At 62.8% G+C, this 14,001-nt stretch carries 5 protein-coding genes, 1 pseudogene and 1 riboswitch; of the genes and pseudogenes, 5 read left to right on the forward strand and 1 reads right to left on the reverse strand.

Annotated features, from left to right (window positions below; all coding sequences use genetic code 11):
* Nucleotides 1–3 precede the first annotated feature (3 nt).
* From ASG87_RS14820 to ASG87_RS19600, 5 genes and pseudogenes are all read left to right on the forward strand, one after another.
* Complete coding sequence (locus ASG87_RS14820) at nucleotides 4–1,083, forward strand: site-specific integrase (protein ID WP_056006794.1); 1,080 nt, start codon at nucleotides 4–6, stop codon at nucleotides 1,081–1,083.
* An 88-nt stretch (nucleotides 1,084–1,171) separates the two neighbouring features.
* Entirely contained in the window at nucleotides 1,172–2,761 is a 1,590-nt protein-coding gene (locus tag ASG87_RS14825; RefSeq protein WP_200949126.1) for an LA2681 family HEPN domain-containing protein, read from the forward strand.
* Between the two features lie 338 nt (nucleotides 2,762–3,099).
* Nucleotides 3,100–5,412 (forward strand): SEC-C domain-containing protein, encoded by a 2,313-nt coding sequence (locus ASG87_RS14830; protein WP_056006800.1) that lies wholly within the window; start codon nucleotides 3,100–3,102, stop codon nucleotides 5,410–5,412.
* Nucleotides 5,413–5,479: 67 nt separating this feature from the next.
* Nucleotides 5,480–11,623, forward strand: a complete 6,144-nt coding sequence (locus ASG87_RS14840; RefSeq protein ID WP_157511114.1) for an ATP-binding protein — start codon at nucleotides 5,480–5,482, stop codon at nucleotides 11,621–11,623.
* A 158-nt stretch (nucleotides 11,624–11,781) separates the two neighbouring features.
* Nucleotides 11,782–11,931: pseudogene (locus tag ASG87_RS19600) on the forward strand (transposase); the annotation flags it as partial.
* 488 nt (nucleotides 11,932–12,419) lie between these two features.
* Here ASG87_RS19600 and ASG87_RS14850 read toward each other — a convergent pair.
* On the reverse strand, nucleotides 12,420–13,763 hold the full coding sequence (locus tag ASG87_RS14850; RefSeq protein ID WP_056007345.1) for an Hsp70 family protein: 1,344 nt from the start codon (nucleotides 13,761–13,763) through the stop codon (nucleotides 12,420–12,422).
* A gap of 130 nt (nucleotides 13,764–13,893) precedes the next feature.
* A riboswitch (Fluoride riboswitch) is annotated at nucleotides 13,894–13,960 on the forward strand.
* Nucleotides 13,961–14,001: the final 41 nt, after the last annotated feature.

Below are 14,001 nucleotides of genomic sequence, written 5' to 3' on the forward strand. Positions count from 1 at the left end.
ATTATGAATCATAAACGCTACTTACCCGCCCTTGCCGCACCTGCCGCCAGCCTCGTGCTGCCGGAGCAATTGGCCCAGCAGGCCGCCGACGCCGTGCGCGAACTGCTCGCGGAAGCGGCCGCCGCCAATACCACGCGCAGCTACACGGCCGCCCTGCGTTACTGGGCCGGCTGGCACCAGGCGCGTTTCGGCGTCGAGCTCACCTTGCCCGTCAGCGAGGCCGTGGTGATCCAGTTCCTGGTCGACCATATCCAGCGCAAAAGCAAAACCGGCCTGGTCAGCGAGCTGCCGCCGGCGATCGATCAGGCCTTAGTCGCCGCCGGCCTCAAGGCCAAGCTGGGACCGCTCAAGCTCGCCACCGTGGTCCAGCGCGTGGCCGTGCTGTCGACGGCGCACAAGCTCAAACGCCTGACGAACCCGTGCGAGCTGGCCAGCGTGCGCACGCTGCTCAGCCGCGCCCGACGCGCCGCGGTCAAACGTGGCGAGCGGCCGACCAAGAAGACCGCGATCACGCGCCCGGAGCTCGAAGCCATGCTGGCCACCTGCGACGACTCGCTGGAAGGGCTGCGCGATCGTGCCCTGCTCTGCTTCGGCTTCGCCAGCGGCGGACGCCGACGCAGCGAGATTGCGGCGGCCGATCTGCGTGATCTGCGCAAGGTCGGCGAGGACGGCTACATCTATCGGTTGGAGTATTCGAAGACGCAGCAGGCCGGGGTGAAAGTGGATTCGACACCGGACAAACCGATCCTGGGGCGTAGCGCCGAGGCGCTCGCGGCCTGGCTCAAGGCGGCGGGGATCCATGAGGGGGCTATTTTCCGGCGGATATGGAAGGATCGGGTAGGCCCTGCCCTTCTACCGGGCTCGGTGGCGACGATCGTCAAACGGCGGGCAGCGATGGCAGGACTGGAGGGCAATTTCGGGGCGCACAGCCTTAGATCGGGTTTTGTGACTGAAGCGGGTAAGCAGGGCGTACCCTTGCCGGCGGTGATGGCGATGACCGAGCACCGCTCGGTGGCGAGCGTGATCGGGTATTTCCAATCTGGCGCCGCCGAGGAAAATCCGGCAGCTCGACTACTCAAGTAGATTATTCTCACGATGTAGGGGCCTGGGCCAACGGAGCTGTGTAGGTTTCATGTGAGCCCGCCTGCTTTTCGATGAAACGATAGAGGCCATGGTCACAAATCTTAGCTTCGAAGATCTGAGCAAGAATTGCGAACGCAGCATCACGAAAATGAGCGATGCTGAGGCACTCGCACACATCGGCAGGTTGATTGACGATGCCTTCGATGCGTCTTTTGAACGTGGTGCTAAGCGCGCACTCTATTTGCTCGACGAATTGTCGAAGCGAAAACTTGTCGACTCGGATGGCGCGTTGGTCGAGTATTTCCGAGCCAATGCTTGGGCGGCACGTTCGCACATAGCGAAGGTCCGACTATCTTGGTCTTGGGCGGCACCCGAGCTGGAGGCGGAGCTGCTCGCGCTGTCGCGCGCTTCAAACCATGCTGGCTTTGCGAGCCTTGATAAGGTTCGTCAGTGTCAAATCCTCACTAACCACGCGAACCTCCTCAGTCTAGTCGGCCGTCCAATCGATGCGGTCGCCGCGTGGGATTCGGCTCTCAAGATCATTCCGAACTTCGCGATGGCACGCGGTAACCGCGGCTGTGGCCTCAAAGGCTATGCTGGCATGGTAGTCGACAATCGTGAGCGCGCGATCCTCGCTCTGCACGCCTTTGACGCTCTTCGTTCGACGATGGCCGAGGATGCATTCCATGATTCCGTTGATCCGCGAGCCGCACTCGCCTATTTCGCTAACGAGGCGACGGAACTCGCTAGCACCGTCAATATCGATGCGGTCCGAGAAATGCAGGACCTCGATCGTGGCAATGAAGGCCGGTCAAGAACCGAGCGTGCCTACCGTAACTGGTGCCTTGAGCACCGTCTCTTTCTATGCCCCCTGAACGATCTTGGACCGCATCTGGCTGCGGCAATCGACAATCTGATGCTACCGCCACTAATTGAAGGATTGAACGAGCGTCCCAACGGCCATCTGCCTCCGCCGATCGTTGGCTTCTTCAGCCAGATGAAGCAGGAATACACCTCGGCGCGCTTCACGCTTTTCGAGGGAGTGAGCAGCACGCGGATCCATTTCTCTGATCGCGGGGTCGCTCTCACAGACACGCTTGACTATCCACTCTATTCACTGGCTAGCGAGCGGATTCGCATGGCCTTCCGCATTGCCTATTCGCTTCTCGACAAGGTCGCCTTTCTTGTTTATCGCTACTGGGCTTTAGGCAAAGTACCGGACAGGATTAACTTTAAGAACGTGTGGATGGTCGAGGACAAGGCACGCCTGTTACCACAGTTCGAGGAGCGTGATAATCTGCCGCTACGTGGTCTATTCTGGTTGTCGAAGGAACTGTTCGACGACCAGCTCAAGCAGACAACCGCAGCCGATGCTCGTGAACTGCACGGTATCCGTAACGCGCTGGAGCACACCTATCTGCGCGTAAGCGAAGGTTGGGCCAAGCCGTTCACGATCAACGGGGCGAACAACGACGGCTTCGGCATCGCCATCGGCAGCGACGAACTTGAAGCCAAAGCGATCCGAGTCATGCAGATGGCGCGATCCGCACTATTCTACGTATCCTTCGCAATCGGCGTCGAAGAGCGGAAGAAGCAACTCGCAAATCCCAACCAGCTCATCGGATCAATGCCACTCTATAGCCTCGACGATAGGCGAAAACGGCGTGATCCATGCTAAGCCAGTGCGGAGCGCCCATCTCGCCCCAGGAACTTCGGACGCGCGAATCCGAAGTACCGACTCGATGAATGGCTGCAGGACCTGAAACATGTTTGCCAATCGCTCTCCTCGCCCGGTGCGACTTGCTCGTTGAGCGCGCTTGAGGTGAGCGAGGTGTCTCGCCGTGCCGCCGCACTGATCGGGCTAGATCCAGGCACGTATTGGCTGTTCGGACAATCCGCCCGCGTGGAGGCGGCGGACGCGTCGCGCAACGGTGACGCCTAGGTCGCAGTGAGCGTTTGCGGGTCAGTCACACACTGCGATACTACCGGTGACATTTGCAACGGAGGGCAACATCCATGGCGAAAGCGCCCATTGACGTGTGGCTTCGACCAGAGGACGACGCCACTGCCTACGCTGAACTGACCACGCTTGCCGAGCAGTTGCGTAATTTGATTCTTGCGCAGCCGTTGCCGGAGTTGCTCGGGTACCTGTACGCCCAGCTCCTTCTAGCCCGCCTGCATCAGGACAATGACTCGTCGGCGCACGTGCAGGCCACCAGGCCGGCAGACCGCGATCAACTCAGCCAGTTCCAGTTCGTCCTCGAATACGCTCATGCGGCATGGGCCGGCACGGCAGCGGAACCTGCGGCCCGGCTGGACGAGACCTCTATTGCGCTGTTGCTGGCGACGGCGCAAGAACTGCGTCAGAAAGCCATGATGGCGGCGATGCGATGGGCACGTCGTCACCAGGAAGGCCCGTTTGGCGAGGCCAACGCGGATCTTCTCGTACGTGCGCTCCAGAACTGGATCATGCTGCGCGGCAATCGTTATCAGGTGATGGAGGACGAATTCTATCGGTTCGCTCTGGCGCCGCATGACGATGCGTTGCGGTCGCGCTTCGGCGCGGGAGCTGACGCCATTGCCGATGGCATTCAAGCGCTCGCCAATGCGTTACGCATGGGCCAGGCCCAGGCAATGGCCACCTTGGGAGCTGCCTTCGACGAAGTGCAAGAACGCGTGGAGCGCGAAGGACTATCGCTAGATGTAGCTACGGAGCAATGGCGGGCCGAAGGGCCGCATCGAGACGCATCGATGCAGGATGCGATGGCCGACCTGCTCATGGGCGGTATCTGTCACGTCAATCGACACTGTGACCTGCCGCCGGCATTACTGGAGGTGCTGGCCTACCAACCAGGGGAAGAAGGTAATTTCTGGGCGGCCGGCGCCTTCGCCGGGTCTCCCTTCCTCACGCTTCCCGCCAGAAAGCGCCCTCTGATCCGGCTTGGTGACGAGTTTTATCTCACCGACCCGAGCTTCGTGCGCGACGCCAGTTACCCCATCTTGCTCCACCAGCTCCAACAAGGCGACGATGCGCACCGAACCGCCTTCCGGCAACGGCAACAAGCCATGGCGGAAGATGCATTCAGTACGATTTTTGCCCCTCAACTGCAGCGTGCGCGCGTCTACCGCTCGGTCTACTACCGGATTGCCGGGAGCAACTGGCGAGAGAACGACACGGTCATCCTTCTCGAAGATACGCTGATCATCGTCGAGGCCAAGGCGGGGGTCGCAGCGACTGTGGCCTCGCCAGCCAGCGACTTTCCACGGCACGCTCGCGCCATCCAGGACCTGATCACCAAGGCTTACACGCAGTGCAAGGGCCTGTTGGATCGGCTCGAGGAACTCGGCGACTTGCCGCTTTGCGAGTACCGCGACGGCCGCTATCGGGAAGTGGTGCGGCTGCGGCTTGGCGATTTCCGTCGCATCATCCCAATCGGCCTCACTGTCGAGTCGATGTCTCCCTTCTCCGCAGCCGCAGCGCGGTTGCCGGGCATCACTCCTATTTTGGGGCAGTACCCATTCATTTCCGTGGCCATCGACGAATTATTCGTTCTGCGGCGGGTTCTGCCGAGCGCCGGTGCCCTCTTGCACTATCTCGCCGTGCGCCAGGCAGCGGCTGGCTTCCCCCAACTGCTGCTCTTCGATGAAACCGATCATTTGGGCGCCTACCTCCGCTATGGCCGGTACCCGGATGCGTTTATGCGACAACACGGCGCTGACCGTGCTGGCCTCATCTTGGTCGACGGCATGAGCAACTCCGTCGACGCTTACTTCATGGATCCCGAGGGTGATCCCGGCGCCGCTGCGGGTGGGCCGGCGGAACTCAATCAGGTTCTCACGGCCTTGGAGGCGGATGCGTCGCCGGGGTGGCTGGAGGTCAACGAGATGCTGCGCGATTTACCGATGGTGACGCGGGAGCCGTTGGCGACGTTACTGCGAGCCAGTCGACTTGCCCTGCGCCATCAAACGCACGTGTCCGGCTGGCTCCGCACGACGGTACCGCTCGTTTTCTGGTATCGGCGCCGCGATGACGAACATGATCCTTCGGCACGGCCTGTCGCCGGCGCTGTCGCCGCTTTCGCGCGGACCGCCTCCGCTTACTTGATCATTGTGAGTGTGGATGCCGATCAAACTGTACGAATAGCGACAGGTGAACGTGTTCCCGCCCTGGACCCTGTCGAGCCGGGGATGGTGCCGCAGGCGGACGTGCGCCGCCAGGAGTGGAAGTTGCATGGATTGGCAACACCGCCAGCGGGCGCCGCTCCCGGACGCAACGAGCCGTGTTGGTGCGGCAGCGGTCAAAAGTACAAGCGCTGCCACGGTCCTTAGGCCGAGCTGAGCGCGCCGACCACATGGCCGGCTGCCGCATCTTTTAATTTTTTTCTGGAGATCCGGTTTGTCTGAGCTACCGACGATTCTAGCGCCCACGCATGGCCGGCTCGCCGCTGCACACCGAGGCTACGCCTATCAGGATCTTTTGAGCGCCTATGTCACCGTCCTGGCGCTATGCGAGGACTATCACGCCGTCGTCGTGGACCGAAAGGTCGTCGACGATGATCGATTCGATGACCTTGAGGTTGACACCGGCAAGCGGCGCATTCGTCGACAAATCAAGCACAGCGCCAGCATCGATACAGAGTTGGACATCGCCAGCTTCAATAGCGCCTCGTCGTCACTCCGCCTCGATCGTTTGGTCCGCACATTCCTAGCCCAAGGCGATGACGCGGCCGACGAGTATCGGCTATGCGCGACGTGGCGGTCGCCGTCGGCGGGCGATCCATTGACACTGCTGCTGGAACCGTGCGACCAGCCGTCGACGGTGGCTGAAGGAACCAGTCGGCGTTACTTCTTGGTGGTAGACCAAGTATGGCCAGAGGATCAGAACCCCCAGCTTACTTGTCTTATACAGAACGATGGCGAGCCATGCATCACTCGTGAGGATGTAGTGCGTTTTTGCCAGCGATTCATTGTGGAACTGGAGCTGCCTGCCGCCTCGCTAGATCTGAACGCGCCGGGAGCGCTCGAACGATCGTTGTTGGATGTGCTCAATGGCCGAATCGGCATCGGACGGTATCCAAACGCTGATCGTGAGGTCGGGGATGTCGCCGCCTTGGCCATCCATCTGGCGACGACTGCTCGGGCAAGCGGTGCCCGGCTGACTCCGAGCGAGATCGCGCGTCGACTCGGTATCCGTACGGATTTCGGTCGCATCGCGCAGGCCTTTCCCCTCGACCGCGCGGTGCTGCAGCCACGGCTTGACCAGCGAGAGCACCTGCGTCGAGCGGTGGCGCATGGCGGCCGGCATGTGTTGCTCGCCGGGCCTGGGGCAGGCAAGTCATGGGCGCTGACGCAACTCGCCGATGATCTCGCCGACGCCGGACAGATCGTGGCCCGCCACTATTGTTTCCTTGATCCCGGCGATGAACTGCTGGAACGGCGCGTCATTGCCGATACTTTTTTTGGCAACCTGCTTGGCGAGCTGAACGACGCGTTGGCCGGACGCAGTGACCTACCCCCTTTCGGCTTTGCGGCGGGGCCGGCAGAACTGGAGCGGCGGCTGGCCGAGGCCGCCGCGGTGGGCGTTCGAATCGTCTTGATCATCGACGGACTGGATCACATTGCCCGGGTGCGCGCCGCCTCCGTCACCCTCAGCGAGGCCGATACGGATATCGTCGAGTACCTCGCCACCTTGCAACTTCCCATCACCGTAACCCTTGTTATCGGGACCCAACCGGGCGATCACCTAGCCCCGTTGTGCGACGCCTTTGGTGACACGCTTGCCACCCACGAGGTCGAGCCGTGGTCTGCCGACGACATCGTTGGCCTGGCGCGCAGCCATGGCCTGCTGGCGACTTTCGATCAGTTGCATTGGCGGGACGCGGAGGATCGGAAAACTGTGCTGGATCTGCTCACGGCGCGCTCGGAAGGCAATCCGCTGTACGCGCGGTATCTGATTCGCGGATTGATGAAAGCGTTGACCGAAGGCCTCGCAGCCACCCCCGAGGAGTGGCTGCGCGACACACCGGTGATCGAAGGCGACATTGCGCGGTATTACCAGCACCTTTACGCCAGAGTCAGCCAGGAAGCCAAAGCGGTTGCCGACCTGCTTGGCGTGCTGGACTTCGGGGTAACCGACCGCGACTTGGTCGAGATCACGGGACCGCTGTTGGGCGGTTGGGTGGGGGACGCGCTGACGGCCCTTGCTCCCATTCTTAGTCAAGCTACGGCGCAAGGCGGCGTGCGGATCTTCCACGAAAGTTTTCGCCGTTTCATGCTGACGCGCCTACAAAGCGCGGGGAGACAACTGTCCTCCGTGCTCAATCCTGTGATCACATGGCTTGTCAGCCGCGATTTTTACGGGGACGCCAAGAGCTATCGGTTCTTGCTCCTGCTATTGCGACGTGCGGGACGAGAGTCGGAGGTGCTTGAGCGCGTGACCGAATCGTTCGTTCGGGAAAGTCTGCTTGGTGGGCATTCGGAACAGGCCATCGAGCAAAACCTGTGGCTGGCATGCGATGTGGCAGCACGCGCCCAGGATTGGGTGGCGCTCGCCCGCTGCAGTGAGCTTCTGCGCTCACTTGCCACGTGCTTCGATGAGGGGGCCAACCGCTGGGATGACTATTGGCGTGCGTTCCAAGCCATTCATGGGGCCGAAGCAACCGCCGAACGCCTGCTTTTTGACGGCCGCCCGACACTGGAACGCGACGAGGGCTTGTTGGTGTGCGCGGCAGTTGATGCCGCCCACGCCGTCGCCCCGTGGAAGGAATATCTGAACCTACCGGTCGATGACGATCAAGACCGCCATACCGTTCCTGCCTCGGATCCTGGTGATGCCTTGCTCACTGATGAGCCCATCTGGCTCGCAGTCCTGCAGGGACGGCTCCGACTGGGCCAATGGTTCCGGGTAGTGCATAAGGTTCACAGCCATCTGTGCCTCGGCGAATCTACCCTCAGCCCCACGTTCGTGCGTCGGGTTGGGCGTCTCTTAGCCGAAGAACTGTCACCGCACTTGGTGGAACGCATCGCGCAGCGAGCGGATCCGGCGCGTTCAACGGTCTTTTCTCTTCCCGCACCTTATGCGTGTGCCCTGTTGTTGGGGGCCGCCGACTCCTTGCATGGCGGCCATGACGGGCGAGCGCGCGCGATGGCCGCCGCCGCCCTTGCGTTTGCAACGTCGCCCGAAGAGGTGATGCGATGTGTTGAACGAGGCGCATCAGTCGCCGCTGCTCAATCGCTGACGATGGACCCCGTCACCCTGATGAAACGCTTCGAGCATGCCGGGATGCTTGACGCTGTGACCGTTCGCCGTTGGGTTGCGTCTGCGCGTTTGGCTGCGCACGGACCCGATGCGGCGAGGCATCTGGCCGATCAGCGGCGTGAAATCGCCGGATATGGGTGGTATCCGTGTTGGATACGGTTCGTCCTGGCCATCGCAGAGGCCGAGGCAGCTCAGCGTGCCGGCCACCCTGCGCTTCCCGCTGAGGCCTTTAACGAGCTCACCCGCGACATGCGCCCCTTCGCAGGTGACCCCCGCGCTTGCGATCTCTTCTCCATCCATAAGGTCATCAACGAAAGCCTGAGCTTGGGGTTTTCGCTGTTGCGTACCTCAGAAGAGTGGTGCGAAGTCCTTCCCGTGGTATTGGATGTCCGCCGCCAGACAGCCACGCGGCTGGATCGGGAGGATGGCGGACCGATCTCCACCGGTGATTTAGTTGTCATCCTTGCCAAGTTCGCTGACCGTGACGAAGCCCGGAAGCACGTTGACGACGCATTGGATACGCTGATCAGCGAGACCGAAGCCTTGGGAACGTACTACAGCGGTCACGCTGAACTGCATCTACAGGCCGCTACGGTTCGCGCCACAGCCGCGCTCCCGCGGGCGCTCGACCATTGGCAGCGCGCTGCCCCGTTCCTGCTCGGCTACGGGTTTCACAAGGATCCGGCTCTCTTCGATGCGATCGAGAGTGTGTCCGCGCTGTCGGCGCACGACCGTCCGCAAGCCCTCGCCGGGCTGGTAGCGTTACAGTCGTCCATCAGCGCAGTGTTGCGTCACACCGACGGTCGGACGACGAAGGGGACGCCCAACGCGTGGTTTCGCGCGCTGCTCGCGGTCGATCCCGTTCTCGCCATCGACAACCTTATCCGCTCCTATGCTTCGGACCCGGGGGCCCCTGGGTGGTGGGTCGGCATCGCCTTGACCGACGCGATCGGCGACCTTAACGGCAAAGCCGATCCGCTGCTTCTGGACGCGCTGTGGGAAAGCGTACTTTTCGACGTGGAGTATGAAAATCAGTCCGGCGAACTGGTCACGCAACGCCTGACGCCCCTGAAGGCCTTGCTGGTCGCCTCGCCGGACTACGCCCGCGAACGGTTTATTCGGCTGTGCGCAGAGGTCGCAGACGACAGCCGACGATACCGCAAAAGTGGACTTGAGACGCTACGTGATTTCGCCTCGAAGCATGGCTTACCCTGGATCGTTCCCCCTGCGCCGCCGACGCCACCGACAGCGGCCGGCGAACGAAAAGTACGCGCTAACAACACGGTGATCAGAACCTCATCGCGTGGACCGGTGTTCGCGCCGGACGCTCGAATCACTGATCTTGTGGCCGGCATCCGGTCGGCCTTGAACGTCATTGAATTGGATCGAGAGACGGTCGAAGCGCTGGTATTACCTTTGGCTTATCGCTTGCCAGAAATGCTTACTCAAGGAGAGGTGACGCAGGTCCATCGCCTACTGTATTTGCTCGCTCGCGAAACGCCGAAATGGTCCCGACAATCGAATGATCCCCTACCGCTGCTGGCTGAATGCCTGGAGCACAGCGGCGACGTGGACTTGGCGACCTTGGCGTACACCCTCGCATACACATCCGCGCACGGTGGTGGCGGTTGGTTGGCGATGGGCGGACTCGATAGCTCGCCTTTGCTCGACCGCGCGATGCAGCTCAACCCTGCCATAGCCAAGAGCGTTTTGGCCAAAGAAGTGGCGGAAAAACTGCGTAGAGGCCAGTACTATGGGATCTCGCGTCACCTTGTGGAGCAACTCGCCCGCTGGGGCGACCCCGGCGTGGCGACCGCGACGTGGTGGCAAGCCTTCTGCATCCTAAATGCTCGGCTTCCCCTGCCTGGAGAGGTGCAGTACTTCGAGTCCCTGGTCCCCTCTAAGCGTCCGGTATGGTCGACCGATGAGGCATTGGCCGCCCTGCTCGTGACGCGCATCAGCGACCCGATCCTCAATCGCAAAAAGGCGGCGCTTGGCGCGTTCCGACGGCTCGTGGCTATCCATCCTACGGTCTTCGTCGCCGCGCTGACCCGCGCGTTGGAGCGTGACACCTGCGTTTCAAGTCTTCAGTTGATCTTGCAGGCCTTGGATGAGATGCCCACGTTCCCCTGGGAGCTCGTCCACGCGCTCGACGCTCCGCTTCGTAGCCATGGCAGCAGCTCGTCGTGGAGCGTGGCCTCACTGGCAACCCGTCTCCTCATCCGCGCCGGACGGCCTGCATCTGTCCGTTACCGCGGAGTCGCCGAACCCACGGCAGCTATTCGGCCTGCAGGCCGCGCGTTGCTGAGCATGGGCACCCATGGCGAGGCCTTGTCCGCGCTTACCTCACTCTGGCCCGAATTGCCCCAACACCTTCTCGGTCGTCTCAGCGACCCTGCTTTTGAATGCGAGGAGACGAAGACCATCGTCAACGAGCGATGGGAGCTGGAGCGTGGTCGAAGTCGCGATGCGGTGCCCCGAGCCGAAGTGCTCGGCTGGCCTACCGAGTTGTATATCTCGGCCTTGGACGAGCTCCTCGCCCACTTTATCCACGAACCGTCGCAATACACGGGGCCGCGCTCAGTCGAAGAGGACGCACTGCGCTGGGTGCTTCCCCAAGCGAGCTTGCACGTTTCCTGGAACGCTAGCCGGGTTCCCCGGCCCGCCGGTGAACCCGCTCAATCCGTGCGGGAGGGCGTGGGTGATCTGCCTCGCATCGCCGACGGCGATCCACTCTACCCCGGTTGGGTTCGCATCGCTTGGCAGGAAACCTCCTTCTATCGTCAGGATGATCGAACATACCTTGCCGCTGATCACGTGACGCAGGCCTTCGCAGCAGCGGTCTGTGTTCTGGACGATGGCGACGTGCCCGATACCGCCACACCCCTGCCCCCTGGTGCGGCGGACGAGTGGTGGGAGGAGGTGGATTGCGCTTGTGCGATCGGCGACGTAGCCGGCCCCCAACCCGTCTATGTCGATCTGCTCGACGATTGGCTCGGCAGGCGGTTCGTGCTCATTCCACCCCTGGTACTTCGGCTCACCCTAAACTTGAAGGCGCCCACCCCAGGTCAGGCCCTACAATGGAAGGATCCGACGGGCCGCGCCGCCGTTGTCATGCGGACATGGCGCTTGCGTTCCAACGGCTACGGCATCGAAGCTCATTCGCTGGTGGGTTCCGACGTACTAGTTCGCCCGGATGTCATGGCCCACTTGGATCTGCTGAAGGCTACACCTCTAAGGCAACTATGCCGCAAACAAACCGCGCAACTTCCTAATCGATAAGCGGGTGTGCCGAGACCATGCGCCGCACCGAGCTCAGGGCTGGATGCAGCCCTCGCCTACCCCCGATAACCCACCCTAATCACCCTGCCCCGGCGTCCACCTCTGAACCAGAAGTGGAAATTCAGCTTAGGGACGCTCTGATTTATTCCCCAGGATGCCGCCCACCGATGCCGCTGGGCACGATGCTTCGCATCCACTTCATGCAGCAGTGGTACGCCCTGAGCGATCCGGGTATGGAAGATGCGCTGCACGAGATCGAATCCATGCGCCGCTTCGCCCAGCTGGACTTGGCCGATGGATCGTGTCCAGCGCGTACAGCGAGCGCATGCGGCAATACAACGCGAAAGGCTGCGGCTCCACCGTCTGGCTGACGACGAACTCCGCATGACGTTTCCATTGCGGCAGCTCCGCGTGCAACAGGTTGCGGAGCACGGCTAGGCCATGCCATGTGTCGGCGGGATTGAGCTCTTCGAGGTAGTAGCCGCGGTAGAAGCAGAAGCCGCCCTGCGGCGACTGCTTGCCAAGCAGGTACGCACTGGCGCGCTGCAATGCGAGGGTAAGGTGGGCTTGCAGCGCCTCGTCCAAGGCAAGGGCCGGCGGACTGCCTTCCAAGTGCATGACGCGGGTCGGCGGGTGTTCGCCGCTGTACGACATGGGTGCTCCTGGCTGGCGTGCGATCGAAACCAGTAGGAGGCATCAGCCCGACGAGCAATTACAGGTGAATTTCGTCACCCAGGCGGCAAGCTAGCACATCCGGCAATGCTGCCGCTTCAGTCCCTGGAGCAACCGCGACGCATCAGGCGCAAGCGGCCACGGCCAGTCCCGATACCACGCCCAGCGACGGATCGCCTTCGACCAGTGCGGACTCGGGGAAGCATTCGCACACGGCTGCCTGTAGGTGCGGCGAGCGCGAGCTGCCGCCGGTCAGGAACACGGTGGCCGGAACCGCGCCGATGTCGCCGCGGGCCTGTTCCAACAGTCGCCGCAGACGCGCCATGAAGTCTTCCGCGGCCAGCGCGAAGTCGCCCTGCCCGACGGCCACGGCCAGGCCGCCTTCGATGAAATCCAGCGCTGCCGTGCTGCGGAGCGCGGTTCCCAGTTCGATCTTGATGCGTTCGCCCAGACGGTTCAGGCGCGTGGTGGCTCCAGGCTCCTGCAACGCGCGCAGGCGCGAACCGAACGGCTCCTCGACCAGGCGATAGTTCTGCCGGCGGAACTCGCGCTGCTTGGGCAGGATGTATACGCTGGCTGCCTCGACGAAATGGTGTGCCGGCACCACCGCCGCCTCGCGGCCGAAATGCGGCATGAAGCTGTGCAGGTTGACGCCCAGGTCGAGGTCGCTGCCGCCCTTGGGAAGCCCCCAACTACGATGGATCAACGGCGCCTCGTCGCCGCCGAGCTCGGCGTAGGCGACGTCGGTGGTGCCGCCGCCGATGTCCACGATCAGCGTGCGCCGCCGCTCGGCCAGTTCCAGGTGGTAGTGCATGGCCGCGGCGGCGGGTTCCTCGAGGAACGCGACCTCGTCGAAGCCGGCGATCGCCGCCGCCTCGCGCAACAGTTCCAGCGCCTGCGCGCCGCCCGCCTCGCCCATCGAGCTGCGAAATTCCACCGGCCGGCCGATCACCGCGCCGCGCACCGGCACGCCGAACTGGCGCGTGGCCGTCAGCCGGATGTGTTCGAGGATGTGCGCGGCGATGTTCACGATGACCTGCCGCACCGGCGGATCGAGCCGGTAACCCAGCATCGACTTGGGCGACTCGACCAGGTGGCCGCCGCCCTCGTCCAGGTAGGCATCGACCGCCTCGTCGCCGAACAGCGCATGCTGGAAGTCGGTGATGGACACCGCGCCGGCGCGCGTTTGCTCTTCCATCCATTGCCGCCGCACCACGCGCAGCGCGTCGCGCCGCAGCAGGGCCTCGCTGGCGTGGCCCTGCTGCATGCGCGAGCTGCGCACGATGGATTCCACCTGGGCGGCGAGCGCCGGTGTCAGCTCGAAATCCGCGGGATCCGGCACCTGCTCGGGAAAGAACACTGCGGTGCGGAACTGCTTGGTTTCGCCGAAACGAACCAGTTCCAGCCGGCCGTCGACGATGGCGGCTGCCGCCGAATAACTGGTACCGAAATCAATCCCGATGCGCATGCGATCCGCCATGGCCGCATGATGCGGCCAGCCTGAAACGAGCCGGCCATTATGGCAGCAACCCATCGTCCGGGGCATGCGACGCGTACCGTGCCCTCGTTGCTTGCCGCCCCGTGGCGCACCCGCTATCTTGGAAACGGGAGATGGCATTCCTCCCCCGACCCAACCGCCGCAAGGCTGATGATGCCTACCCGTCGCGCCCTCCGGCCCGCGATGCCTTGGTAGGCCCGTTCCCTCC

The sequence above is a fragment of the Frateuria sp. Soil773 genome (assembly GCF_001428405.1).
GTDB lineage: Bacteria > Pseudomonadota > Gammaproteobacteria > Xanthomonadales > Rhodanobacteraceae > LMSL01.